The sequence below is a fragment of the Acinetobacter sp. ACNIH2 genome (assembly GCF_002934965.1).
GTDB classification, from domain to species: domain Bacteria; phylum Pseudomonadota; class Gammaproteobacteria; order Pseudomonadales; family Moraxellaceae; genus Acinetobacter; species Acinetobacter tandoii.
Genome location: NZ_CP026412.1, coordinates 2342617 through 2368681 on the forward strand (window position 1 = coordinate 2342617; position 26065 = coordinate 2368681).

At 40.5% G+C, this 26065-nt stretch carries 22 protein-coding genes; 18 read left to right on the top strand and 4 right to left on the bottom strand.

Annotated features, from left to right (window positions below; translation table 11 throughout):
- Position 1: 1 nt before the first annotated feature.
- From paaD to C3F34_RS11055, 10 genes are all read left to right on the top strand, one after another.
- A complete protein-coding gene (paaD, locus tag C3F34_RS11010; protein WP_016167095.1) occupies positions 2–502 on the top strand; it encodes a 1,2-phenylacetyl-CoA epoxidase subunit PaaD in 501 nt (166 codons plus the stop codon).
- A 68-nt stretch (positions 503–570) separates the two neighbouring features.
- The gene (gene paaE / locus C3F34_RS11015; protein WP_104441602.1) at positions 571–1629 is read left to right on the top strand and encodes a 1,2-phenylacetyl-CoA epoxidase subunit PaaE; all 1059 of its coding nucleotides are present in this window, start codon (positions 571–573) and stop codon (positions 1627–1629) included.
- Between the two features lie 21 nt (positions 1630–1650).
- Complete coding sequence (locus tag C3F34_RS11020; RefSeq protein WP_104441603.1) at positions 1651–2421, top strand: enoyl-CoA hydratase-related protein; 771 nt, start codon at positions 1651–1653, stop codon at positions 2419–2421.
- Positions 2421–3212: a 2-(1,2-epoxy-1,2-dihydrophenyl)acetyl-CoA isomerase PaaG gene (gene paaG / locus C3F34_RS11025; protein ID WP_104441604.1), complete on the top strand. Its 792-nt coding sequence runs from the start codon at positions 2421–2423 to the stop codon at positions 3210–3212. Before C3F34_RS11020 ends, paaG begins: the two co-directional genes overlap by 1 nt.
- 3 nt (positions 3213–3215) lie before the next feature.
- Positions 3216–4772, top strand: a complete 1557-nt coding sequence (locus C3F34_RS11030; protein WP_104441605.1) for a 3-hydroxyacyl-CoA dehydrogenase — start codon at positions 3216–3218, stop codon at positions 4770–4772.
- Between the two features lie 13 nt (positions 4773–4785).
- Positions 4786–5997 carry a 3-oxoadipyl-CoA thiolase gene (gene pcaF / locus C3F34_RS11035; RefSeq protein ID WP_104441606.1) on the top strand — a complete coding sequence of 404 codons (1212 nt, stop codon included), beginning with the start codon at positions 4786–4788 and terminating at the stop codon, positions 5995–5997.
- A 59-nt stretch (positions 5998–6056) separates the two neighbouring features.
- Positions 6057–7349, top strand: a complete 1293-nt coding sequence (paaK, locus tag C3F34_RS11040; protein WP_016167089.1) for a phenylacetate--CoA ligase PaaK — start codon at positions 6057–6059, stop codon at positions 7347–7349.
- Positions 7350–7414: 65 nt separating this feature from the next.
- Positions 7415–8356, top strand: a complete 942-nt coding sequence (locus C3F34_RS11045; RefSeq protein WP_044738258.1) for a PaaX family transcriptional regulator C-terminal domain-containing protein — start codon at positions 7415–7417, stop codon at positions 8354–8356.
- Between the two features lie 37 nt (positions 8357–8393).
- A complete protein-coding gene (locus tag C3F34_RS11050; RefSeq protein WP_016167087.1) occupies positions 8394–8996 on the top strand; it encodes a carnitine operon protein CaiE in 603 nt (200 codons plus the stop codon).
- Between the two features lie 313 nt (positions 8997–9309).
- Positions 9310–9921, top strand: a complete 612-nt coding sequence (locus C3F34_RS11055; RefSeq protein WP_104441607.1) for a DUF805 domain-containing protein — start codon at positions 9310–9312, stop codon at positions 9919–9921.
- A 288-nt stretch (positions 9922–10209) separates the two neighbouring features.
- Here C3F34_RS11055 and C3F34_RS11060 read toward each other — a convergent pair whose 3' ends face one another.
- Both C3F34_RS11060 and metG read right to left on the bottom strand, forming a co-directional pair.
- Positions 10210–11307, bottom strand: coding sequence for a DUF3644 domain-containing protein (locus C3F34_RS11060; protein WP_104441608.1), 1098 nt, complete (start codon positions 11305–11307; stop codon positions 10210–10212).
- A 140-nt stretch (positions 11308–11447) separates the two neighbouring features.
- Positions 11448–13505, bottom strand: coding sequence for a methionine--tRNA ligase (metG, locus tag C3F34_RS11065; RefSeq protein ID WP_104441609.1), 2058 nt, complete (start codon positions 13503–13505; stop codon positions 11448–11450).
- 396 nt (positions 13506–13901) lie between these two features.
- On the opposite strand from metG, the gene C3F34_RS11070 reads away from it, so the two are divergent.
- Both C3F34_RS11070 and apbC read left to right on the top strand, forming a co-directional pair.
- Complete coding sequence (locus C3F34_RS11070) at positions 13902–14375, top strand: hypothetical protein (RefSeq protein WP_104441610.1); 474 nt, start codon at positions 13902–13904, stop codon at positions 14373–14375.
- Between the two features lie 363 nt (positions 14376–14738).
- Entirely contained in the window at positions 14739–15992 is a 1254-nt protein-coding gene (gene apbC / locus C3F34_RS11075) for an iron-sulfur cluster carrier protein ApbC (RefSeq protein ID WP_104441611.1), read from the top strand.
- Positions 15993–16055: 63 nt separating this feature from the next.
- Here the strand turns inward: apbC and C3F34_RS11080 are convergent, their stop codons facing one another.
- Complete coding sequence (locus C3F34_RS11080; RefSeq protein ID WP_016167079.1) at positions 16056–16595, bottom strand: DUF2062 domain-containing protein; 540 nt, start codon at positions 16593–16595, stop codon at positions 16056–16058.
- A 371-nt stretch (positions 16596–16966) separates the two neighbouring features.
- On the opposite strand from C3F34_RS11080, the gene C3F34_RS11085 reads away from it, so the two are divergent.
- The 6 genes from C3F34_RS11085 (at position 16967) to C3F34_RS11110 (ending at position 24263) form a co-directional block, all read left to right on the top strand.
- Positions 16967–17560: a LysE family translocator gene (locus tag C3F34_RS11085; protein WP_044738264.1), complete on the top strand. Its 594-nt coding sequence runs from the start codon at positions 16967–16969 to the stop codon at positions 17558–17560.
- A 127-nt stretch (positions 17561–17687) separates the two neighbouring features.
- On the top strand, positions 17688–18257 hold the full coding sequence (dcd, locus tag C3F34_RS11090) for a dCTP deaminase (RefSeq protein WP_004814752.1): 570 nt from the start codon (positions 17688–17690) through the stop codon (positions 18255–18257).
- A 355-nt stretch (positions 18258–18612) separates the two neighbouring features.
- Positions 18613–20010 (top strand): hypothetical protein, encoded by a 1398-nt coding sequence (locus C3F34_RS11095; RefSeq protein WP_104441612.1) that lies wholly within the window; start codon positions 18613–18615, stop codon positions 20008–20010.
- A 10-nt stretch (positions 20011–20020) separates the two neighbouring features.
- Entirely contained in the window at positions 20021–20638 is a 618-nt protein-coding gene (locus tag C3F34_RS11100; protein ID WP_044738266.1) for a hypothetical protein, read from the top strand.
- Between the two features lie 23 nt (positions 20639–20661).
- Positions 20662–22899 carry a DUF6160 family protein gene (locus C3F34_RS11105; RefSeq protein ID WP_104441613.1) on the top strand — a complete coding sequence of 746 codons (2238 nt, stop codon included), beginning with the start codon at positions 20662–20664 and terminating at the stop codon, positions 22897–22899.
- Positions 22900–22925: 26 nt separating this feature from the next.
- The gene (locus C3F34_RS11110; RefSeq protein WP_044738268.1) at positions 22926–24263 is read left to right on the top strand and encodes a hypothetical protein; all 1338 of its coding nucleotides are present in this window, start codon (positions 22926–22928) and stop codon (positions 24261–24263) included.
- A 58-nt stretch (positions 24264–24321) separates the two neighbouring features.
- Here the strand turns inward: C3F34_RS11110 and C3F34_RS11115 are convergent, their stop codons facing one another.
- On the bottom strand, positions 24322–26037 hold the full coding sequence (locus tag C3F34_RS11115) for a proline--tRNA ligase (RefSeq protein ID WP_104441614.1): 1716 nt from the start codon (positions 26035–26037) through the stop codon (positions 24322–24324).
- Positions 26038–26065 lie beyond the last annotated feature (28 nt).

The window sequence follows — 26065 nt, forward strand, 5'->3', positions numbered from 1 at the left end:
TATGAATTTAATTCGACATGTCGCAGATGAATGCTGGAGTGTGTTAGCGCAGGTCTCTGATCCTGAAATTCCAGTGTTGTCGGTACTCGACTTAGGCATGATTCGTGGTGTTGAACTCAACGCGCAGAATGAAATTGTCGTGCGACTCACGCCCACCTATAGCGGTTGCCCTGCGACAGATGTTTTAACGGCAGATATTACCCAAGCTTTTGCAGCCAAAGGTTTGACCCCAGTAAAAGTGGTGGTGGATCTTTCTGAAGTTTGGACCACGGATTGGATGAGTGAAGCGGGTAAAGAAAAATTGCAGCAATATGGCATTGCGCCGCCGCAGGGTAATTCTCACAGTTGTGGTACGCATGTCGCTTTGACCGATGGCATTCAATGTCCGCGCTGCCATAGTCAGCACACCAAATTATTAAGTGAATTCAGTTCGACAGCATGTAAAGCCTTATATCGTTGCCAAGACTGCTTAGAACCTTTCGATTATTTCAAGTGCATTTAATTCAGGACATTTGCAAAGAACCCATGTCTCACACATTGAAAAAATCGAAAAGAAAGAGGGAATTTTAGATGAGCCAATTTGTACCATTAACGATTAAATCCATTCAGCCACAAACTGAACAGGCAATTTGCATTGCATTTGATTTGGCACCTGAGCAGTTCGCTGCATTTGAATATCAACCAGGACAACACTTAACGATTCGTCATATGACGGATGAAGGTGAGCTACGTCGTTGCTACTCCATTTGTAGCGATGTCGCAGAAGACATGAGCATTGCCATTAAAAAAATTGATCAGGGTCAATTTTCAACGTGGGCGAATGACCACTTAAAAGCAGGTGATGTACTTGAAGTGATGCCACCGCAAGGCGTGTTCTTCCAAAAAGCTGCCAAAGTTGGCGGTCAAAATTACCTTGGTTTTGCTGCGGGCAGCGGCATTACCCCAATCTTATCGATTGTGAAATCGGTCTTAAACCGCCAAGCGGATGCACAGTTTACTTTGGTCTATGGCAACCGTTCTTGGAAACAAACCATGTTTGCAGAACAAATCATGGATTTGAAAGACCGTTTTAAAGAGCGTTTGCAACTGATCAATATCTTTTCTCGCGAAATGAACGACAGTGAAATTTTTAATGGTCGTATTGATGCAGAAAAATTACAGCAACTGTTCAAGGCTCAATTGATTCAGGTAGATACTGATCATTGTTTTGCCTGCGGTCCAGAAGAAATGATGACGGCTGTGGAAACAGTACTGCCAACATTTGGTATTGAGCGCTGCAAAATTCACACTGAACGCTTCAATACTGGCATAGCACCACGAGCAACGGCACAGCAAATCGAAAGCCGTAGCGAAGAAAAGGTCAACATTATTCTCGATGGTCGTGAACTGATCATTGAAGTGTCTAAACAAGATGACAGCATTTTAGATGCAGCGCTGCGTGCAGGTGCGGACTTGCCATATGCATGTAAAGGCGGTGTTTGTGCAACCTGTAAATGTAAGGTGCTGGAAGGTCAGGTCGAAATGGCGATCAACTATAGCCTTGAACAAGATGAAGTGGAAAAAGGTTATGTGTTGAGCTGTCAGGCATTGCCAACTTCAGCCAATGTTCGTTTGAGCTTTGACGAATAAGCCTGAACAAGGAGCGGTAAGATGGAATACATTAAAACCAGTTCTCCAAAATCGGGCGTAATCCTGATTGAACTGAATCGACCTGAAAAACGCAATGCCTTAAACAATGCCACCTTGCAAGAAATTGCCGATTATCTACAACAGCTAGAAGCAGATTCATCGGTCAAAGCGGTGGTGATTACAGGTAATTCACAATGTTTTGCCGCAGGTGCAGACCTGAATGAATTATCCAAACTGGATGTGGTCAGCATTCAGCAAGACCTGCGCCCACAGTTGTGGAAACGTATCGACGAATTTTCTAAGCCACTGATTATGGCGATCAATGGCTATGCCTTTGGTGCGGGCTTTGAGCTGGCACTGCATGGCGACATCGTACTTGCGGGTGAAAATGTACAGTTTGCTTTGCCAGAAATTGGTTTAGGTATGTTGCCAGGCGCAGGCGGTACGCAGCGTTTAGCCCGTTTAGTCGGGCAGCAACTCACCATGCGTTGGGCGATGACAGGTGAAATGATTTCTGCGCAAACCGCATTGCAACATGGCATTACCAGCCAAGTGTGTCCAGTCGGTTTAACCGTGCAATATGCCGTGGAATTGGCGGAAAAAATTGCCAAACAAGCGCCATTGGCGATTCGTGTGATCAAGCAATCTTTGAAATCGATTCATGAAGTGACCTTAAGCCAAGGCTTAAAGCTGGAACGTCAGCATTTCGTTTGGTTGGCGGCAACGCAAGACCGCCAAGAAGGCATTAATGCATTTTTAGAGAAAAGAAAACCAGAATTTAGAGGTGTGTAATGGAATACCAAACCGTACTTGTTGAAGAAAAAAATGCAGTGGGCTATCTCACTTTTAACCGTCCACAACAACTTAACAGCTTTAATGAAACCATGCACAAAGAAGTATCGAGCGTACTCAAAGCATGGTCGAAAGACAGCAATATTCGTGCAGTGGTAATTTCGGCGGAAGGTCGTGGTTTCTGCGCAGGTCAGGACTTAAATGACCGTGTGGTTGACCCCAATGCAGACGCACCCGATTTAGGCTTGTCGATTGAAAAATATTACAACCCGTTGATCAAACTGATTACTGAAATGCCTAAACCTGTGATCTGTGCCGTGAATGGTGTTGCAGCAGGTGCGGGTGCCAACATTGCTTTGGCCTGTGACTTGGTGGTTGCTTCAAAATCAGCGTCATTTATCCAAGCGTTTTGTCGCTTAGGTTTGGTGCCAGATTCTGGTGGCACATGGTTCCTGCCACGTTTGGTGGGTCGTGCTCAGGCAATGGGCTTAGCCATGTTGGGCGATAAAATTCCAGCAGAGCAAGCGGTGCAATTGGGCATGATTTGGCAAGTGGTTGAAGATGATGCCTTGAAAGCTGAATCAGAAAAATTGGCTGAACATTTGGCGAAACAACCAACTTATGGTTTATCCCTGATTAAGAAAGCTATTCATGCGGCTGCACACAATAATTTAGATGATCAGTTGATTCTAGAGCGTGATTTACAGCGTTTGGCAGGTCGTTCCAGCGATTACCGTGAAGGCGTACAAGCCTTTATGCAAAAGCGTACCCCAGAATATAAAGGTTGCTAAAACATGGAAAAGATCAATTTACAGCAGGCGCCCGTCGCTGTAATTGGTGCAGGTACCATGGGAATTGGTATCGCCCAATTGGCTGCGATGCATGGACATCCAACCTTTGTGTATGATGTAGATGCCAGCAAAACGGAAGCTGCATTGAAACAACTTGCGGCGCAACTCACGAAACGTGTGCAAGCGGGAAAAATGACGCAAGAACTGTATGACAGTACTTTTGCCAATTTAACTGTTGCGCATGAGTTAGCACAGTTAGCACCTGCACAGCTGATTATTGAAGCGATTATTGAAAAGAAAGAAGTGAAGCAAAGCTTATTTCAACAGTTAGCAGCGGTATGTTCTGAAGAGACGATTTTTGCATCGAATACCTCTTCAATTTCAATTACAGCGATTGCTGCTTCGATTCCACATCCAGAGCGTGTGGTGGGTTTACATTTCTTTAACCCTGCACCTGTAATGAAACTGGTGGAAATTATCCGCGGTTTAAAAAGTTCAGCAGCAATTGCAGATGCTTTGTTGGAATTGATGAAGTCATGGAAAAAAGTGCCAGTCTTGGCAAAATCAACCCCAGGTTTTATTGTGAATCGTGTAGCGCGTCCATATTATGCGGAAGCCTTTCGGGCGTTACAGGAAAATGTCATACGCCCTGAACAATTAGATTTTATTCTGCGTGAATGTGGTCGCTTTGCCATGGGGCCATGTGAATTAACGGACTTGATTGGTCAGGATGTCAATTTCTCGGTCACACAAAGTGTCTATCAAGAATTCTTTTATGAGCCGCGTTATCGTCCATCACTCATTCAAAAAGAATTGGTCGATGCAGGTTGTTTGGGTCGTAAAACCCAACAAGGTTTTTACGATTATGCGCAAGCAATGCCAAGCCCACAGTTTGAATTGCCTGTACGTTATGCCAAATCGGTTGAGAAATTGGCGGTCACAGTCAAAGGCGATTGGAAACATTCTTCAGGCTTGATTCAGCGTTTGGCACATGCCTCGCACCTTGAGGTGAAGTTTCAAGAAGGCGTGCAGGATGAAATCCTAGTCGGTGAAGTTTCAATCCGTCTTTCCTTAGGCGAGTCGGTTGATCTGGATTATCCTGATCAGAAAGTCGTGTTGATGGATTGGCATGCAGATTGGGTGCAAGCCAAGGCGATTCCTATTGTAGCTTCAGTGGCATGTTCGGAAGTTGATCAGTCTGTTGTTGATATTTTGTTCATTGGTATGGATGTGATACCACTTTGGACACAGGATCATGCAGGACTTTATGTGTTACGAACTATTTCCATGTTGGTGAATGAAGCGTGTGAAGCCATTTTACATGGTATTGCATCTGAACAAGATATTGATTCTGCAATGAAATATGGCGTGAACTATCCGCAAGGTCCATTTCAGTGGGCAGAAAAAATAGGATATAACACTATTTTAAAAATTCTAAAAAATCTGTATCGTGTTTATGGTGAAGAACGCTACAGACCAAGTATATATTTAGCGAAGAAAACTGCACGAGGACAGGTGCAAAACAGCCCGCAATCACAACAATTTCTTATTGCCGGCTAAAGGAAGAAGACAAATGGAACAAGTTTATATTTTAGACGGTATTCGTACACCGATTGGTCGCTATGCTGGTGGTTTAAGTGGCATTCGTGCCGATGATTTGGCTGCCTTGCCGATTCAATATTTGAAAAATCAACATCCGCATTTGCCTTGGAATGAATTGGATGAGGTGATTTTAGGTTGTGCCAACCAAGCAGGTGAAGACAACCGTAATGTCGCACGTATGGCATCCTTATTGGCGGGTTTACCCGATTCAGTTCCAGCCATTACCGTAAACCGTTTATGTGCCTCTGGTTTAGATGCGGTGGGACTGGCGGCACGTGCGATTAAATCGGGTGAAGTCCAGTTTGTATTGGCCGGTGGTGTGGAGTCGATGAGCCGCGCACCGTTTGTACAATCTAAAGCAACCACAGCTTTTAGCCGTACCCCTGAAATATTCGATACCACCATTGGCTGGCGTTTTATCAATCCAAAATTTAAAGCGAATTTTGGCGTGGATAGCATGCCTGAAACGGCTGAACATGTGGCGGAAAAGTATCAAATTAGCCGTGATGATCAAGATTTGTTTGCTTATCGCAGTCAGCAAAAAACAGCAGTGGCACAGCAAAATGGTGTTTTGGCTGAAGAAATTTTGCCAGTGACTATTCAAGACCGTAAGAAAAACAGTATTACCATCGATACCGATGAACATCCACGTGCGGATACCACGTTTGAGACCTTGGCAGCTTTAAAAGCTCCTTTCCGTAAAGAAGGTGGTTCGGTGACTGCAGGCAACGCCTCAGGTGTAAACGATGGCGCGGCTTGTGTATTATTGGGCAGCCAAGAGTTTGCAAGTAACCATGGCTTAAAACCACTGGCGAAAGTGGTGGCAATTGCACAAGCTGGGGTTGAAGCCAAATACATGGGGATCGGTCCTGTACCTGCGGTACAAAAAGTATTGAAACAGACAGGCTTAACGCTTGATCAAATGGATGTGATTGAACTGAATGAAGCCTTTGCAGCGCAATCGCTTGCCGTGATGCGTGAACTAGGTTTGCAAGATGATGATCAGCGTGTCAACCCAAATGGCGGTGCGATTGCACTGGGTCATCCATTGGGGATGAGCGGAACACGTTTGGTGATTACTGCGATGAAAGAACTCAAGCGCCGTAATGGAAAATACGCACTGTGTACGATGTGTGTTGGTGTAGGACAGGGTGTCGCACTGATTATAGAAAATGTGGATTAAGGAAATAATCCAAAAACGGAATACCCCACAGTCAGGATGACTGTATTAGGAGACAGAATATGAATAACAATGCAATGGAAAAAATCGAAACGGTATCAGTAGATGAATTACGTAGTGTGCAATTGGAGCGCATGAAAAAGACACTGCAACACGCCTATCAAAATAGCCCAGTCTATAAAAAGAAATTTGATGAAGCAGGGGTACATCCTGATGATTTCAAATCTTTAGAAGACTTGGCAAAGTTTCCATTTACCACCAAAAAAGATTTACGTGATAACTACCCGTTTGGCATGTTCGCAGTACCACAAGAACAGATTATCCGTATTCATGCATCATCGGGTACCACAGGTCAGCCAACTGTAGTGGGTTATACCCAAAATGATATTAATGTCTGGTCAGATGTTGTGGCGCGTTCATTACGTGCAGCGGGCTTGTCGAATAAAGATACCATTCAAGTGTCTTATGGCTACGGTTTGTTTACAGGCGGTTTAGGTGCGCATTATGGCGTAGAACGCTTGGGTGCAACCGTAATTCCAATGTCAGGTGGTCAAACTGAGCGTCAAGCACAATTGATTCATGACTTTAAGCCGACAGCATTGATGGTGACACCATCGTACTGCTTAAACATTATTGAAGCGCTAGAAAAGAAATTTGGTACAGCAAAAGACTGTTCAATCAAAACAGGCATCTTTGGTGCAGAGCCATGGACCAATGAAATGCGTCGTGAGATTGAAGATCGTCTCGGTATTAATGCCTTGGACATTTATGGTTTATCTGAAGTGATGGGGCCGGGTGTTGCAATGGAATGTCTAGAAACCAAAGACGGTCCAACCATTTGGGAAGATCATTTCTATCCAGAAATCATTCACCCTGAAACAGGTGAAGTACTCCCTGATGGTGAGTTGGGCGAGTTAGTGTTCACGACCATTACCAAAGAAGGCATGCCTGTGATTCGTTACCGTACCCGCGATTTGACCCGTTTATTGCCAGGGACTGCACGTCCTATGCGCCGTATGGATAAAATTGTGGGTCGTAGCGATGACATGATGATTATTCGTGGGGTAAATGTGTTCCCATCACAAATTGAAGAGCAAATTTTACATATTCCACAATTGGTACCGAACTACCAAATTCAAATTTGCAAAAAAGGACACTTGGATACTTTGCATATTCGTGCTGAAATGCGTAGAGATGTGAGTGAAACCTTAACCCCACAAATTGCAGCTTTATTGAAAGCCCAAATTAAGACTATGGTGGGTATTTCAGTGATGGTTGAAATTTTACCAGAAGGCAGCTTGCCACGTTCTGAGGGGAAAGCGCAACGCGTCTTTGATATTCGAAAATCGGCATAAGTTTTAGTTGAATGATAGATCACATGATTTATCATTCCGATCTGACAAGGTAATAGTTGAACGAAATGAATCTAAAATTAAAACAAGTTATTGATGATTTCATTAGCAACGAAGCACTGAGCGGTACCTCTCTGATTATGACCATCTTTGGTGACTGTATTTTTCACCGTGGTGGCATTATTAGTCTTGCCAGCTTAATTCAGTTAATGGATGTGTTTGGTTTTAACGAGCGTTCAGTTCGTACAGCCGTATTTCGCCTTGTCCAAAATGGTTGGCTGATTTCCGAGAAAATTGGACGTACGAGTTACTACCGTGTCACGGAAAGCAGTCGCCAGCGCTTTATTATGGCCGACCAGAAAATTTATAGTTTCACCCAACAAGAATGGGACCAAAAATGGGATTTGGTCTTACTCAGTTCGGTAGAGCTGGAAAATAAAGTCACCTTGAAAAAAGAGTTGGAATGGCTTGGTTTTGCCAACATTGCCACCAATGTCATGGCGTATCCGGGTTGTGATCACCTGAAATTACAAAATTTGTTGCTTAGCCTAAAAATGACCGACCAAGTGGTGATCTTTAAAGCTGAAGCCTTACAGATTTGGCAAGAGTCTTATCCAACTGTGAAGCGCATGGTCGAAATCAATTGGCCTGTACAAGAGCTACATCAGCGTTATGAAAAGTTCATCAGTGATTTCAGAGAATTCTTCAATCTGGTCGAAAGCGAAGATGAACTCGATCCGATGCAAGCGTTTCAAATTCGAATTTTATTGATTCATCAATATCGTCGAATTTTATTGAAAGATCCGAATTTACCTTTTGAATTATTGCCATCGAATTGGCTGTCGCTCAATTCACGTAATTTAAGCAGTAATCTCTATCAAACCGTGGTGCTGGCAGGGGATGAATTCTTCCTCGACATCGCACGGACGTCAGAAGGTTCAATGCCACCTGCACATCCACAATTTTATAAGCGTTTTGGTGGCTTAAAGCAGGAAGAGCCGAGTTACTAAGCTCTTAAAAATAGCCCTACAGTTTAAGGAAGAAACTATGCCGTGTTATGCCATCGATGGCGTCATTCCCGTGGTGAGCCCAAAAGCTTATGTGCATCCCACAGCAGTTTTAATTGGGGATGTAATTGTTGAAGAAGGGGCTTATATTGGTCCTTTTGCTGCCTTGCGCGCAGACTTTGGCGGCATTCATATTCATAAAAATGCCAATGTACAGGATTCCTGCATTATTCATGGCTTCCCGAACAATGTCACCGTGGTCGAAGAGTTTGGTCATATTGGACATGGTGCAATTTTGCACGGTTGCCGTATTGCTAAAAATGTCTTAATTGGCATGAACAGCGTAATTTTGGATGAAGCAGTTATTGGCGAAAATAGCATTGTCGGTGCCAATAGTACCGTCAAAGCCAAAGCTGAAATTCCAGCAAATTCTTTGGTGGTCGGTAGTCCTGCACGCGTGATTCGTAGCTTGGATGAAAAAGAAATTGCGTGGAAATTTAAGGGTACACAGCAATATATGGATTTGACTCTACGCTGTTTAAATAGTCTACAAGAGGTTGAACCCTTAACGGAAAACTCAGCAACGCGTTTAACACATACACATTTTAATACTGACCATGTAATTAAGAGCAAAGCAGTTTAAAGTTGAGACTTCGGAATATATGGCTTCACGTGAAGCCATAACATTGTTTAATTATCTATTTTTCCAAATTGTTAGATTCAATATTCTTTAACACTTCAAATTTTAGATCGCGAAAATCGTCCTGTTCTGTGTTTGGGGGAAGACAACTTTTCATATTGATTGGATGTGTTAAAAAGTTGAATGGATACAGTCTTTAAAAATCGCCAGTAGGGCATTTTAGAGCGGATTACAGGAATTTGCTTTATAAAATAAAATGTTCCAGTATGATGATATTTCCAACAATAAAATATTGAATATCAATTGGAACTTTATAATGAAAGGTACATTAGTAGATTTTAATTTCCAGATTAATGAAGGCGTGATTCAAGGGGACGATGGAAAGCGCTACAGCTTTTTTGGTTCGGAATGGAAAGACCATACTTCACCCGCACGTGGTCAAAATGTCGATTTTGCTGTGAACGATTTAAATCAGGCTGTCAGTATTTATGTGCAGGCATTTGCGCGTCAGCCTGTTTTTAAAAAAACAAATAATCAGCATGCAGAACAACTACGAACTGAAGAAAACTTTGGTTTATTTGATTGGACTATTAAATGTTTAAAGAATTATGCCAATTTTTCAGGGCGCGCACGTCGTAAAGAATATTGGTATTTCTATTTATTCCAAATTTTAATTGGGCTGCTGATTGGCTTAAGTCTGGGTATTATGGGCATGAGTGACAATGGAATAGATGCTATCTCAGGCTTACTTTCATTGTTCTTCTTTTTACCTACACTGGCAGTCGGGGCACGTCGCTTACATGATGTGAACCGTTCAGGTTGGTGGATGCTTTTGGCACTGACCATTATTGGGCTTATTCCATTGTTGATTTGGGCTGTAACAGAAACTAAACCTGAATCGAACCAGTGGGGAGAGCCAGCGAAGTAGTTTGATTAGCAAATTTAAGATAATACGAGTTTAAAAACTTAAAGAAGTTCCTTCTCCCTTTGGGATGAGGAACATTGTTCTGCAAGAGGATGAGGGGAATTTTTAGTCATTAATTCTTATATGTGATTTAACTTACTTTTGAAGGATCAAAAGTAACAAAAATCCTTTGTTCGTTAAAGGGCACGTCCGTGTGCACTTAACGAACGGGCGATATCCATGTCGCAGGTCATATGATTAGGTATTTTCTATAGTGATTTGGAAACTTTACTTGTATGGATGATAGTGTGGCTATTTGTAATCATCGACTTTTAGAATTTTCTTTTGATTATAGTTTTCTTTCCATTCATCCTTTGTAAGCCTTTTTTGATTTATAAGCTGAATTAAAAATGCCACCCATTCATCTTGGTACAAATAATCATTATGAGCCTCATCGTAATGACAATAATTTGGATTTGTATCAAAAGCGTCGCCATTAGAGTTAAAATCAGCATAAGGCCTGATTTTGAAGACACAAAGTAATTGTTTATGGTCATGATGTGTTAACTTAAAGCTAATAGATTTATTAACCTCTTCTAAAACTTTGCTTGGTTTTAGTTTGCCAATATTAGCCCCTTCGAGTTTTATCACTTTATCTTTTACGATGGCTATCAGTTGATCATACTTTTCTTTATCTTCCTCAGATAGTGAGTTCCAATTAACAAATTCAACAGCTAAATCATTTTTATTGGTATTCGCAATCTTGGGAATCTGTATCAATTTAATACTGTATTCTTGGGAGTTATAAATATCATCTCGTAAATGTTCCCGATATTTTTTAATGAAATCAACTAAATCTTTATACTCTGTCGAAAGTAATTGTTTACTTGCCTCTTTTTGTTGAGAAGTTCTCAATTTAGAAAACTGTAAGGAGTAGGCTAGACTTTCATTCATTGCATAGTCTTCACCAAATAGTTTTGTTAACTCACTTTCAAAATTATATAAAAGTGCTTGGCATTCACCAAAAATAGTTAATCCAACTTCATCTTTATCAATAGTTCTGTGCTCAATTTTATTACGTAATTTTATAAAAAATTCTAAATTTGTTTTTACTGGATTTGATAATTGTCCATATTCTTTAATACAAGTTTTCAATTCCCAAGCTTTTTTCTCTCCATCAATAATTTTATAGCGTCCATTATTTCCTTTGTAAAAGTATGTCTCGCCTATAGTAAAGTTAAAATGTGCTTGAAATAGACGAGTCCAAGCCATGATCATGTGCGTTATAAAAGACTCGACCCTGAAAGGTGCTCGAGGCTTATTATAAATTTCAACAGCTAATAATGCACAGTCAATTGAACTTTCTAATAGGGATTTAGTTTTCCCTTTTCTCAATAAAGGAGCTTTCATTTATTTTTAAAGAATAGTTAATAAATATGGATTTTATCACTAAATATTTGATATATAAATTTTAATTGAGAGTTTTGCTATCCTTCAATATACAAAAAAGCCCCCACAATGTAGAGGCTTTTTTGCTTAAGACTTAAATCTTAAGACACTTTATCACCAGCTTTAGCGCCAGATTCAGGTGAAATTACCCAAACACCTTCGCCATTACCCGCTGCAAGGACCATACCGTTAGAAATACCAAAACGCATTTTACGCGGTGCAAGGTTCGCCACCATCACCACCAATTTGCCTTTTAAGTCTTCTGGTTGGTAGAACTCACGAATACCACTGAACACATTACGCGGTTCAGCTTCACCGACATTTAAAGTTAACTGAAGAAGTTTGTCTGAACCTTCTACCGTAGCTGCTTCTAAAACTTCAGCAACACGTAGGTCAACTTTCATAAAGTCTTCAATACCAATAATTTCCGCTTCACCGACTTTAGGCTCTGGCTTTTTCTCGGCTTTCTTTTCTTTTTTCTTTTCAGCTTTAACAGGTTCAGCAGCAGCTGCTAAAGAGTCTTTAGATGCATCGACCATTGCTGCAACCGCTTTCGGGTCTACACGTTGCATTAAAGGTTGGAACAATGCAATTTCATGATCTACTAATGCAGTTTTCGCTGAAGCAAAGTCAAAGCGATCTAACTTCAAGAAGTCTTGAACTTGAGCCGCTAAAGTCGGAAGTACAGGTGCCAAGTAAACTGCTAATTGACGGAACAGGTTAATTCCTACCGAACACACATCATGTACTTGTTGCTCTTCGCCTTCAACTTTCGCTAAAGCCCAAGGTTTTTTCTCATCGATATATTGGTTTGCTTTATCCGCTAGTGCCATGATTTCACGAATGGCAGTAGAGAATTCACGTGCTTCATAGGCTTTGGCAATTGAATCGCCTGCATCAATAAAGCTTTGTACCAATTCAGGCTCTGCACAAGTTGCAGAGAGTTTATTATCAAACTTGGTGTTAATGAATTTTGCACAACGGCTGGCAATGTTGACCACTTTACCGACCAAGTCTGAGTTTACTTTCTGAACAAAATCATCCAAGTTTAAATCAGAGTCTTCAACTTTGTCTGAAAGTTTAGATGCGAAGTAGTAACGTAAATATTCAGGGTTTAAGTGCTGTAAATAAGTTTCAGCTTTAATAAATGTACCGCGAGACTTCGACATCTTCTGACCATTCACGGTCAAGAAACCATTCACAAATAAACCTGACGGCGTACGGTAGTTTGCGCCTTCTAACATTGCAGGCCAGAACAGCGCATGGAAGTAAACAATGTCTTTGCCAATGAAGTGATAAACTTCATTTTTAGAATCTTTTTTCCAGAAATCATCGAAGTTGAGTTCAGGGCGTTTGGTTTTAATGTAGTTTTCAAAACTCGACATATAACCAATCGGTGCATCGACCCAAACATAGAAATATTTGTTTGGCGCATCTGGAATTTCAAAACCGAAATACGGTGCATCACGAGAAATATCCCAATCTGCCAAACCTGCTTCGAACCATTCATCTAACTTGTTGGCAATTGAAACAGGTAAACGACCTTCATCACGCGTCCATTTCTGTAAGTATTCACCAAAGTTTGGCAATTTAAAGAAATAATGATCTGAAGATTTTTCGACAGGTGTCGCACCACTTAAAGTCGATTTTGGATTTAATAGTTCTGTTGCGTTATAGGTTGTACCGCAAACTTCACATGAATCGCCATATTGATCTTCCGCTTTACATTTCGGGCAAGTGCCTTTAATGAAACGGTCAGACAAGAACATGCCTTTTTCTGGGTCAAACAGTTGTGATACAGGGCGAACTGCAATGTTGCCAGCTTCGCGGTTTTTTACATAAATTTCAGAAGCACGGGCACGGTTGGTGTCACTATGGGTTGAATCATAGTGGTCAAAATGTACACCAAAACCGTCAAAGTCACGAATGTGTTCTTTCTGAACATTAGCAATTTGTTGCTCTGGGCTAATACCATTCGCTTCGGCACGCAACATGATTGCGGTACCGTGAGCATCATCCGCACAGACATAAGTCACATCATGTCCCATTGCACGCATGGCGCGAACCCAGATATCTGCTTGGATATAACCGAGTAGGTGACCCATATGGATCGGACCATTGGCGTATGGAAGGGCGTTAGTGACTAAAATATTGCGCACGGATATAACTCTCTCATTCGTAGTTAATGCAAGGGCATTGATTTTACCTTAGTTACTGCAAAGTTGCATAAGGGATTGCATGAATTCTTTGCAAATCCACCAGACTTTAGCGCAAGTGCAGATAAAAAAATGATGCCCAATAGAAATGCCAAATGTTTTCCTATCTATCAGCATACTGTATCAAGACGAAGATCAGCGCTTGGGTAGTTGGCGATCCTGACAGTACAAATTACGTAGTATTGGTGATGTTTTAAAGATGTAAAGTCAAGGATGGAAGATCAACTTAACTACGCTACATTCTGTAGCGTCTTTGTTTCAATATGCTGTTTTGTATTTTATTCAATTCAGATCACGGTATAACTATAGACAGGTGCTATAACAGAAAAAGGTGTAAAAATGACCGTTGAAAATAAGATTGATGAAATAAAAGATAAGGCTGTGGAACTTGGCGATGACTTGAAACAAGCCGCAAAAGATGTACAAACAGAAGGTGAAAAGGCAATTGGTGATTTAAAAAGTGCTGCGGTTGAAGTAAAACAAGATGCGGAACAAAAACTGGATGATGTAAAGCAGAAATTGGACGAGCAACAGGCTGCGGACGAAGATGCAGGTTTTGACAGTACCATTGATGATGCCAAAGCCAAATGGGCTGAAGTACAACATCAGGCGCAAGAAAAGTACGAGCATTTAAAAGCAGAAGCGAGTCATTTACTTGATGAAGCTAAGGTCAAATCAGCAGAGCTGAAACAGGAAGCTTCGGTCAAATTTGACGAATTAAAAGTTCAAGCAACAGAAAAGTTTGATGAACTGAAAAAAGCTGCAACCGATACCCTGAACAAATTTAAGAAAGATGATCACGATCAATCTTAAATTTAATGAGTTGTTACAATCTCTCACTCGGCATGGATGTTGAGTGAGTTTAGCAATCAAAACTCATCCATTTGACCTAATGAATCTGATGATCAAGCACAGTTAGAAAATACAGTTTCTTGTCTATTTCATGAACATAATCTATTACCTTGTCTTTATTCTTTTAGGCAATTGCAAGGCGATGTATCAATAAAATAGGAACAGCCATTTGTATCTCCAGAATAGGTTTTTGTTTAAAATCTGACAAATTTACTCGGTTTTTAGTGATTGATTTAAAAAGCAACGTAGTACAACGCTTAACCTGATTGAAAATAACCGTTAAACTATGTCATTCAGCTGTATATCCAGACTTGGAGTAAATGTATGTCGTGGCTTTCTTCACTTAAATCTGTTTTTTCACCCGCTCAGGAGGTGAAAGAAGAAGAAATCCAGCAAGTTTTACAACAATATCTTCTGCCGAATTCCAATCACGCATTAAAAGACCGTATTTCGCAAATTAATGTGCAAGATCGAGTCTTACAAATCACCATTAATACCTACCCTGAAGAAGCCGATCATTTACAGCAAATTCATGATGATCTGGCAGATGCCCTTGAAAAATGTGGCATTCAGGAACTCAATATGCATGTAATTCAGCAAAAAACAGGACATAAGGCGGGTGGTTGTGGACATGATCATGCCCAAGGTGAGAGTTGTTCTACGCCTGCCAAAAATGAAAAAAGTAATTTACCTCCAGTGATGGATGCCGCTGCATCGACTCAGACTGAAACAGAAACCGATCCGAATAATCCTCCAATTGCTAAAGCTGCACCACAGCAACGTGATGTACCTAAACACCCACGGATTCAAAATGTGATTTTGATATCTTCAGGTAAAGGTGGCGTTGGAAAATCTACGACAACGGTGAATCTGGCGTTGGCATTACAGCAATTGGGATTAAAAGTTGGTGTATTAGATGCTGACATTTATGGCCCAAGTATTCCTACCATGTTGGGTAATGCTGGTAAAACCCCAATGATTGAAGCGGAAAACTTTGTTCCGCTTGATGCTTATGGGCTTGCTGTACTTTCGATTGGGCATTTAACAGGTGACAATAATACCCCTGTGGCATGGCGTGGACCTAAAGCAACAGGTGCATTAATGCAACTATTCAATCAAACCTTATGGCCAGATTTGGATGTGCTAATGATTGATATGCCTCCAGGAACTGGAGATATTCAATTGACTTTGGCACAGCGTATTCCAGTGACTGGCGCAGTGATTGTGACTACGCCACAAAATGTGGCACTTCTGGATGCAACGAAAGGTATTGAGTTGTTCAACCGCGTGCAAATTCCAGTGATGGGTGTGATTGAAAATATGTCGACCCATATTTGCTCGAATTGTGGATTTGAAGAGCAAATTTTCGGTACAGGTGGGGGCGATAAATTGTCAGAGCAATATCACATTCCATTGTTGGGGCGTTTACCGCTTGATGCAGGCATCCGTGAAAATGCAGATGCAGGTCAGCCTTCTGTAATAGCAGGTGATGCAGCAGCAGAAAGTTATTTGGCGATTGCAGAAAAAATCGCGGCTCAATTAACTAAGTCAGATAAAGATAAAAATCGAATTTTTTAAAGTCTAAAAGGGGATGTTAGCAACATCCCTTTTTTTACATAATGATTTTGCAGAGTGTTTCTTTTAGGGATGAAATCTTTTATTCCATTTACGTAGAACTGACCAACGCCAAATAATACGTGTACAAATATATAGAACAAAAGCGCTTAACAAGGCTTCTAACACTAATCCTGTCACTAAAATTTTGGCCAGATGTAAATCAATATGACCATGCCCAAAGTTTTTAACCCAGTTTAAAATTTGGTGTAATACCCCTAAAATCATATCTTTATCAATCATATTGACGTGGAATATTTTGCTGCCTAGCCAAAAACCTAAATACAAAATTGGCACAACAGTAAGTGGGTTAGATAACCATGCAAGGGTTAAGCTTAGCGGTAGATTGACTTCAATGAGTAATACAGTCAGTACAATAAATACACTGTGAAACGGCACAGGTAGAATGCCCCAAAAAGTGCCAATAAAAACGGCATGGGAAATTGATTTTCGATTGACGTACCAAAGCACAGGATTCAAGGTGCGTTGACCAAAAATCCGCATAAACTTAAGTTGATTGACTTTTTCAGGAGAGGGAAGCCACGATTGGAAAAATTTCTTTGCCATACGAAATCAGCTTTTCAGGACAGGGTATTGTGCATGATTTAAGTGAAAAACGATAGTTAATTCACCTTTTTGCTATAAGGAACTGTGCTTTAGAGTTACATACCAAACTGAAAGTAAACTTAAAAAAACTGCTGAATCATGGCTTTAAATTGTATGGCACGACATAAAAATTAAATGAATTGTGACAAAAAATATAAAATATCTTCATAGCGTGACCCATAGGTTTTATTGGGTTTATTGTTATTAAAATGATGATTTTTATCGAATATGTTAAAGTCTTAAGAACTTTCCCGATTTTCCTTTACAATATTTTTTTTGCTATATTGAAACAATTCAACTACGCTTCATTTGCTCAAATATGAGGTAAGGGTATGGTTTCTTTGTTTTTTATAGGGTTGGTGGTTTCTTTATTATTAACCCCAGGTCCTACTAATACTCTACTTGCTTCATCTGGTATTCAGGTCGGCATTCGAAAATCATTTCGTCTTATTCCTGCAGAAGCATTTGGTTATCTAATTTCTATAACCGTGTGGGGTATCATCATTGGTACCGTATCGCGTCATTATCCTGTCATTCCCACCGTCCTTAAACTTTTTAGTGCGAGCTATATTTTATTTTTAGCGATTAAACTGTGGAAAACGGCAGATGTAGAAGAAAGTTATAATCAACCGACGATTCGTGCTCGTGAGCTATTTTGTGCAACATTGTTGAATCCTAAAGCGCTTTTATTTGCATCTGCTATTTTCCCTGCAGTTGTTTGGAGCAGTGTGGATGCTTACATTGCACATATGTTGGTATTTTTAATTTTGATTGTCCCTATTGCTTTTTTCTGGACATTTATTGGTTCGATCTTGGCATCCAACCGAGTACGTTGGTTAACGAAATCTAATTTGCAAAAAACAGCATCGATTGTGTTGGTTAGTTTTTCTATTCCATTGAGTTATTCGGCATTATTAAGCCTTTAATTTTACGAGAGCGTAGTTGAATTCGCATTTTGAAAGCATGCTGGATCAACCCTGTCTGTATTTCCATTGCGGCTGAATTAAGTTAAAGTACAGCGCAAGAATTGCTTGAAGTTTTGGAAATAGAATAATGGCTATTAAGTCTGATCGTTGGATTCGCGAAATGAGCGAAAAACACGGCATGATTGAACCGTATGCGGAAAATCAAGTGCGTTTTGATGAGAATGGCGAAAAGCTCATTTCTTATGGCGTGTCGAGTTATGGCTATGATGTTCGTTGTGCACGTGAATTCAAAGTGTTCACCAATGTTCACTCTGCAATTGTCGATCCAAAACATTTCGATGAAAAAAGTTTTATTGATATCGAATCTGATGTTTGCATCATTCCACCAAACTCATTTGCCTTAGCGCGTACAGTGGAATATTTCCGTATTCCCCGTAATGTATTAACCGTGTGTCTGGGCAAATCAACCTATGCACGCTGCGGTATTATTGTGAACGTGACGCCGTTAGAACCTGAGTGGGAAGGTCATGTCACGCTTGAGTTTTCTAACACCACCAATTTACCAGCGCGTATTTATGCGGGCGAAGGTGTTGCGCAAATGCTCTTTTTCGAAAGTGATGAAGTATGTGAGACTTCTTATAAAGACCGTGGTGGTAAGTACCAAGGTCAAACGGGTGTAACTTTACCAAAAGCTTAATTTGTATTTGGTATGACATCCAAAAAACCTGTTTGTTCAATCAAACAGGTTTTTTTTATCGCTAAACCAAAAGCTTAATTTACATTTGGTATGATGTCCGAAAACCTGTTTGTAAAATCAAACAGGTTTTTTTATGGCTAAAAAAATGCATCAAGCGCTGAATCTTCATTCATCGGAAAATGTCGACATTTCCTGAGTTTTTTTTGCAATCGTGTAATTATTCAGCATAATGAGGATTAAAAATGTCTTGGTGAAATGTACCTGATACGGAACATTTGACAGTAAAACAAAGCATAACCAAGTCTAGGATGAACAAAAGAATGATGCGGAGCATCAAATAACAAGGAAGGTCGCGATGACGGATCGGCATACGACAATTTTGCGTAAAACATTGCTGGCGAGCATGATTGGGCTCTGTTGTTCTTATAGTTTTGCTTTAGAAGCACTTTCAGATCAGGTATTAAGTAATTCTACCGGCGAAGGCATTGCTATTCTGCCTGAAAATTTCAAAATGGTATTTCAAACTGCCGAAGATGGTTTGAGCGCGGCTCAGAATCAAAGTCGTTTAGCCAACCGAAACTATGACACAGGTTTTGTGCGTTTTATTCCAGTGGGGCCACTTTCAGACACGGCTAAAACTGCGGGTGCAAAAAAAGCAGATGTCTTCCTGTACGGTTTAGCGCTATCGGCATCCGATAATGATCTAAACTCTCGTTTCAGTAATCTGGGTTTCAATTGGGGGCAAGAAACCAATCCTTGGGTGTTTAGTGTGAAGTCTATTAGTACTACTGCCAACCGCGTGGTATATGACTTTGCAGGGGTTGCACAAGATTTTAGTTATTTATCTTTAGAAGCCCCTTATGCTCTTGATGGTGCTGCCAATACTGCAGCGGATAATAATATTAAATTAGGCTTGTGGGGAGACTTCTTTGCACGCAATCCTTTGGTTGCTGCACCTGTCGATGCTAAAAACGGCGCACCTGCAAATTTAAATGGTTTAGACAGTCGTTTAAGACTGCAAATGGTGGCCAATGGTTTGTCTTTAAATGGATCTAATTTAAAGTTATTCCAGACCTTGGGGGGAGCAGCCAGTTCGTCGCTACCAACATCTTATAACAATACTTTAGGTCTGGCGGCACTCATTCGATTAAATACCAATGATAATCCAAGCACTGCAACTGAAGATAAATCCAAAGCATTGCGTATTAGTACAGCAGAAACCTTAGGCACAGATATAACCAACGATTTAACCACGCCTGCGATTTCTAAAACCTCTGCACCAAATTTTAATGTGAATGATGGTGTGTTTTTATATAGTCCAAATATTAATTTGGTGCTAGGGAGTGTTTATCAGCCTTTGATTGTTGATACGGCGGCAGATGGTCAAAACTTTGTGATTGAATTGACCCGTATTCCGAACAAAGCCAATGTTTATCAACAAATTTATACGGACTACACCGCATTGGCGAGTGGTGCGGCTTCAGCTTATAAGGGTTCAACCTGTAATGTTCAATACTGTGGTGATCCCATCAGCATGGGGCAAACTTATCAAGGCAATACAGCCACACACAGCAGTATCTCTATTGGTACAGTCGGTTTTACCAATAACAATAAATTTTTAAAAGCAGATACTAGTACCAATGCAGTAGGGGTGAGTTTTGTTACCCCAACAGGAACCAAGACCAATTTAGGATCCGCAGCGATCGATGGAATGTTAATTCAACATCTGAAAATTACGACGACAGGGCTATAAGGAGAAATAAATGAAACATTATATTTTTGCTGCCCTAATGTTAAGTTCTCAGTGTGCTTCGGCAGCGTTAGATGCATTAGATGCGAACCAATTATCGAATATACGTGGACAAGGCGGGGCAGATTTAAGTTGGTCATTTTCTTTAAATCATAACTTGCCGACCAATACTACAGAAGTCCCTTATGAGTATTCCTGTAATGGCGCAAGTAATGAATTTTGCCGTTTAGCCTTTAATGTAAGTAATCGTAAAGATGCCAGTGGAAACTTGTATTGGCTAGTTTTCAAAAAAATACAAGGCACAATTGCGATCGATAAATTTCAATTAGATGGCACCACTGTGACGACTAGTGCAGGCTATAAAACGGCGATGAAATTGACCTTTCTAGATGGTTATCCAATCCAGATTCGTAATTTTGGTTTTGAAGCACTGGCCATTGAAAAAGACTCAGGTACAAGTGATGCACAAAAAGGTTATTTAAAACAGACAACTTATAGTTCATCGCATGAGTCTGTGTTTGATCGTGGATTAGAGACAGGCTTTACAGGCTTAAATATGCATGGAAATTTAGCCATGTCAGGAACAATGAAGTTTTTTAGTTGTAATTCTACTGCGACTTCACGTTGTTAATTCAATCACATAAGGAACTGTGAATGAGTACAAACAAAATTATAAAACTCAGTGTGTTGGCTTCGAGTGTTTTATTGGCGCAGCAGATTTATGCTTTAGAAGCACTTTCAGATCAAAGCTTGCGTACTGTTTCAGGGCAGGATGGAATTAGCTTAAGTTATGAAACAGACCGAGTCACCATTGACCAATTAAATTGGAAAGACAATACCAATTTCTCAAATGGTACTTCAGGGAATTTGAATCTTTCCTTGAATAATATTGAAGTGAGTAAAATTGATAATAATAAAATTGGCGGAAAAGTTAAGCTTGATGTGGGCACCAATGCCAATAAGACGGGCATGCGGATAGAGGCGGTGGTTAATCCTGCCAATATGCATATTGCCAAAGTGGCGGTTTGTGGTGATGGTACACGTGGTGCAGATTGCACGAGCCAAAATACTTTAGGTGCTTTAACTCTGCAAAATCGGGCACCGATGAATTTTGTCTTAGAAACCAGAAGTGGTTTATTTAACTCAAAAGATAAAGCTTATTTGGAATTTGGCCTGCAAAATGCCAATATTTTCCATACACTAAAAAATGGTAATGAATATAACCAATTTATTTTAAAAGATTTTAATTTTAATTTTAAAGGTACGGGTTATTTATATCTAGATGCCAATAAAGGCATGGTGTTATCTACCAACTCTCCAAATGCTTCGGACAGTACAGTGAATGAAGTTGTCCTTGAGCGTGTTCAAGACTTGGATAATCCAGGTAAGACTCGCCCTGGTTTTAATATTGATGTGAGGTATAAAACCAATGTCGGCAATGATGGAAAATTGTATACCGCCAATGAGAATACAGACCAACTCAATTCTATTATCCGTTTAGGTGCATCGGGACGACTCCGAGATGCTGAAATCTCTGTTAATGCTGACCGAACGAATTTGGGTGGAGCAGAAGGGGCTTCAACATCAAGTAATCAAATGGCGGGTTCAACAGGGCTACATCTGAACGTAAAAACCAGTTTTACTCGTGATGAGAAAAATTCATCTGGTGTAGTGACAGCAGAAGGCACAAAATTTGAGCTTGGACATACAGGTAAGAATTCCTATGCAATCGAGTTTGGTAATTTAACACCGTTACAAATTCGTACCCAAAGTGGTTCTAGCTTAGTTGCTAATAATAATTTGGCTTATATTAATTTTGGTGACATTTATATTAATGCGGTACAAACCAAATCATTAGAGTTTGAAATTGGACAAAATATTGCCAAATTATTAGGCAAGCAAGCAGGCATTGGTCGTTATAACTTGAGTAATAATGCACAGAATGCTGTCGCAATTGCAGTACGAGGTATGGATTTTCAAGCCATTGCCCGAAATGCTAAGTTTATTGCCAATAACAGTAATGACGCGAGCCATCAAATTACCTCTCAAAGTGCAACATGGGGGCTGGGTATTCCCATCTATAATTTGAATGCCAATTTAGGCTTATATGGTACGACCTACGGTGCGAATAATGCTGAAGCGATTGGTTTTGGATTAACCATGTCCACTCAGGGGCGTGATGCAGTAGGTACTAAAACAACCTCCATTATTTTGATTGATGGTGCACCAAATAGTTTTAATACTGCGGAAGAGGTGAACTATTATACGGGGCTACGCAATATTGATTTCTTCATGGATACGCAAGGTGTGCTTGCTATGGAGCAATCAGGTATTAAGCTAGACTTGCCTCGTTTAGTTATTGCAATGGGGGCTGAAATTGCATTGGGGCAATTACCTGGCAGTCGCTACGAGGCCGCTGCTTGTGCGAATGTCGCAACAACCAGCTTAAATTGTTTTGTTCCTGCCAATAGTTTTACCAATACGGATGATGTGTTATTTGGCTTGGCATTACGTTTGGACTCTTCAGCACAATTGAACATTTTACCGGGTACAGCAGCAGATAATCATTTGGCGATTCAGGGCAATATTAAGCTGAATGCGTCTGATGCTACCACCAATAAAAACTACCTGCATTTTACCAATGTGCAAGATAATGCCACCATTGGTTTTGATCGAATTCAAGGCGAGCTTGATTTGAATGCCAAAATTTTGGTAGAGAAGGATCAAATCAAATTTAATAATAACATTCGCTTGAACCCGACTAATCAGGCAGCAGGTGTCTTAAAAGCCGATGTTAATTTATACCCGACAGCAGATCGCGCTCAGAATTTAGGCACAATGGTGTTCACTGGTGGGAATATTCGTAGCAGTTTTGGCATTACACCAAGATAAAAAGAATGAAAGGAATTTAAGTGGTCATGAAGACGAAATTATTAATAAGCATTTTACTGGCTACCGCTATTACACCTGTCATGGCAAAGAGTTTGCAAAGCCTATCTGATCAGGAGCTATCGGATGTATCGGGTCAAGCTTTATTAACCTTGCAGTATTTACAGGGCACTACACAAACCGATCAAAAAGGGGACACTTATAATCAATCTAATATTGGTTTTTATAAGTTAGGTTTGGAAGCAGTTATGGAGTTGAATGCCAATATCAATAAATTGGCATTGGGCTGTGGTGGAGTCAACAACAGCGTGCGAGCCAGTAGTTGTGATATTGATATTGATAATATTTCTTTAAGTGGTTTACCTGCGAACGCAAATTATACTTCTGATGAACGAGCAGCAACTTCGGCTAAAATTACCAATCCATTTTTACAATTTGCGATAAAAAATCCAAGTTCGGCAGCGACGCGTGAAGTGGTGGGATTTCGGGTCAGTGCCGAGAAGATTTCAGGACTCATGACTTTGGGTACAGAAAACTCTGCAACACCCAATGGAATTAACACTTTTAGTGGCTACATGAAGACTAAAACCGCCTCTGGTACAGCTGTAACTCAGGCACGTAACATGACGTATGCAGATACAGGGTTAACGATTAATGGTATTGTGCAAGGCCGATTATTGGGAAGTAGTTCTGGAACAACGTGTGTCGATGGTTTTTTAGACCCTTGTTATGATATTTCTTATACCTCGAATAATTATAATTTAAGCCTTTCTTCAACTTCGGCTCCTTTTACGATTAACTCTACCATTGTGTCGGGAACGAGACTAAAAGATGTAGTTTTAAAAGGCAGCGGGACAGTTGGGCAGATTGACTTTAGCGGACAATTAAAGGCGACAGTGGCTGGTTTTTTGAATTTGGATAAGCAGGTAACAGGCAACATTACAGGTTTGAAAACTGACATTACGGTCAATCAGAATTTGGGTTTAATTCATGCTTTATACTTAAATAACCCTGCATCCTTATCATTACAATCACAAAAGATCTTATGGCCGGGTGCCGCTGTTGCAGCCAATCAGGGGTGGTGGTTGTCGATGGAAGATGAAGTGGAATTGGGAAGTTTAAGTCCAACGACGCAAGTCGCGATTACCAATGAGGTGTTAAAGCAAACCATTGCTGGGATTAATAAAGACTTAACCGAGCATCCACGAAATTGTGGAAATTTATTAACGGGATGTGTAGGAGGCTCTGCTTTGGTGGTGGGTAATGTCCCTATGAATAGCACGACTTTGGATTTCCCACTGACCAATTTAACCTTGCAAGGGCAAAATTTCCGTTCCAACTGTTTTGGTGGCATGAAATTTTGTTAATTCAGTTTTAACAAAAAAATCCCGCAACTTGCGGGATTTTTTTATTCTAAGGAAAAAATTACTTGGCAATTTTTGTTAATAATTCATCTTTAGAAATGTTTACAGATTCTGCATCGGTACGGCCTTTATATTCAAACGTGCCTGCATCTAGACCTTTCTCACCAATCACGATACGGTGTGGAATACCTGTTAATTCAAGATCTGAGAATTTCACGCCAGGACGTTCGTTACGATCATCGAGTAATACATCATAACCCGCAGCAGCTAACTCGGCATATAAAGCTTCAGCAGCTTCTAAAGTACGCGGAGATTTGTGTGCATTCATCGGCACAATTGCGACTTCAAACGGTGCAATTGCTGCTGGCCAGATGATACCTTTCTCATCAAAATTCTGTTCGATTGCAGAAGCCACCACACGTGTAACCCCAATGCCATAACAACCCATAGTGACAGTAAATGGTTTGCCATCTTCGCCCAATACCTTGCAGCCTAAAGCTTCTGAGTATTTTTGACCCAATTGGAAAATATGACCAACTTCAATTCCGCGTTTAATTTGCAACGTACCTTTACCGTCTGGAGATGGATCGCCTTCAACCACATTACGTAAGTCATAAACTTCGGTGAATTGAGCATCACGTTCCCAGTTTACACCAGTTGCATGTTTGTCTGCTTCATTGGCACCCGCCACAAAGTCAGACAGTACCGATGCAGCACGGTCAACAATTACCGTTAAACCTTTTTCAACTAAACCTTGTGGTCCACAGAAACCAGCAGTTAAACCAAACGCTGCAAGTTGCTCGTCAGTTGCAAATGTTAATGGCGATGCAATGAGTGGGTGCTTCTCAGCTTTAATTTCATTCAGCTCATGATCACCACGCAAGAATAAAGCGATAACTGGAGTTTGACCGTTCTCATCTGTTACACCTTGTACCAACAATGCTTTAACAGAGTGTGCAGGATCAGAATTTAAGAATGCAGAGACATCTGCAATGGTTTTCTGATTTGGTGTATCGACAATTTCCAAAGCTTGGGTTGGAGCAGCGCGTTCACCGACCAATATTGCTTCAGCCATTTCAATGTTGGCTGCATAGTTTGATTCAGTTGAGAAAGCGATATCATCTTCACCGCTTGAAGCCAAAACGTGGAATTCATGTGAACCTGAACCACCAATTGAACCTGTATCCGCTTGTACTGGACGGAAATCCAAACCTAAACGGGTGAAAATGTTGCAATAGGTTTGATACATTAAATCATAAGTTTCTTGCAAAGAGGCTTGATCTGCATGGAAAGAATAAGCATCTTTCATAATGAATTCGCGTGAACGCATTACACCAAAGCGTGGACGAATTTCATCACGGAATTTGGTCTGAATTTGGTAGAAATTGATTGGTAATTGCTTATAACTTTTTAATTCATTACGTGCTAAATCCGTAATCACCTCTTCATGGGTAGGACCCAAAACGAATGGATTATCATGACGATCTTTGAAACGTAATAATTCTGGACCGTATTGTACATAACGACCAGACTCTTCCCATAGGCTGGCAGGTTGCGCTACGGGCATGAATACTTCAAGTGAGCCTGAACGGTTCATTTCTTCACGTACAATCGCTTCAACTTTATTTAGCACACGTACGCCCATCGGCAGCCAAGTGTATAAACCTGAAGCCAATTTACGAATCATGCCCGCACGGAGCATAAGTTGATGTGAAATAACTTCAGCATCGTTTGGGGTTTCTCTTAACGTTGCAAATAAAAAGCGACTCGCGCGCATGAATACTGTCCTAATATTAATCGTGAAG

Coding starts and splice junctions, on each gene's coding strand:
- paaD (WP_016167095.1), top strand. CDS start 2: ATGAATTTAATTCGACATGTCGCAGATGAATGCTGGAGTGTGTTAGCG.
- paaE (WP_104441602.1), top strand. CDS start 571: ATGAGCCAATTTGTACCATTAACGATTAAATCCATTCAGCCACAAACT.
- C3F34_RS11020 (WP_104441603.1), top strand. CDS start 1,651: ATGGAATACATTAAAACCAGTTCTCCAAAATCGGGCGTAATCCTGATT.
- paaG (WP_104441604.1), top strand. CDS start 2,421: ATGGAATACCAAACCGTACTTGTTGAAGAAAAAAATGCAGTGGGCTAT.
- C3F34_RS11030 (WP_104441605.1), top strand. CDS start 3,216: ATGGAAAAGATCAATTTACAGCAGGCGCCCGTCGCTGTAATTGGTGCA.
- pcaF (WP_104441606.1), top strand. CDS start 4,786: ATGGAACAAGTTTATATTTTAGACGGTATTCGTACACCGATTGGTCGC.
- paaK (WP_016167089.1), top strand. CDS start 6,057: ATGAATAACAATGCAATGGAAAAAATCGAAACGGTATCAGTAGATGAA.
- C3F34_RS11045 (WP_044738258.1), top strand. CDS start 7,415: ATGAATCTAAAATTAAAACAAGTTATTGATGATTTCATTAGCAACGAA.
- C3F34_RS11050 (WP_016167087.1), top strand. CDS start 8,394: ATGCCGTGTTATGCCATCGATGGCGTCATTCCCGTGGTGAGCCCAAAA.
- C3F34_RS11055 (WP_104441607.1), top strand. CDS start 9,310: ATGAAAGGTACATTAGTAGATTTTAATTTCCAGATTAATGAAGGCGTG.
- C3F34_RS11060 (WP_104441608.1), bottom strand. CDS start 11,307: ATGAAAGCTCCTTTATTGAGAAAAGGGAAAACTAAATCCCTATTAGAA.
- C3F34_RS11070 (WP_104441610.1), top strand. CDS start 13,902: ATGACCGTTGAAAATAAGATTGATGAAATAAAAGATAAGGCTGTGGAA.
- apbC (WP_104441611.1), top strand. CDS start 14,739: ATGTCGTGGCTTTCTTCACTTAAATCTGTTTTTTCACCCGCTCAGGAG.
- C3F34_RS11080 (WP_016167079.1), bottom strand. CDS start 16,595: ATGGCAAAGAAATTTTTCCAATCGTGGCTTCCCTCTCCTGAAAAAGTC.
- C3F34_RS11085 (WP_044738264.1), top strand. CDS start 16,967: ATGGTTTCTTTGTTTTTTATAGGGTTGGTGGTTTCTTTATTATTAACC.
- dcd (WP_004814752.1), top strand. CDS start 17,688: ATGGCTATTAAGTCTGATCGTTGGATTCGCGAAATGAGCGAAAAACAC.
- C3F34_RS11095 (WP_104441612.1), top strand. CDS start 18,613: ATGACGGATCGGCATACGACAATTTTGCGTAAAACATTGCTGGCGAGC.
- C3F34_RS11100 (WP_044738266.1), top strand. CDS start 20,021: ATGAAACATTATATTTTTGCTGCCCTAATGTTAAGTTCTCAGTGTGCT.
- C3F34_RS11105 (WP_104441613.1), top strand. CDS start 20,662: ATGAGTACAAACAAAATTATAAAACTCAGTGTGTTGGCTTCGAGTGTT.
- C3F34_RS11110 (WP_044738268.1), top strand. CDS start 22,926: ATGAAGACGAAATTATTAATAAGCATTTTACTGGCTACCGCTATTACA.
- C3F34_RS11115 (WP_104441614.1), bottom strand. CDS start 26,037: ATGCGCGCGAGTCGCTTTTTATTTGCAACGTTAAGAGAAACCCCAAAC.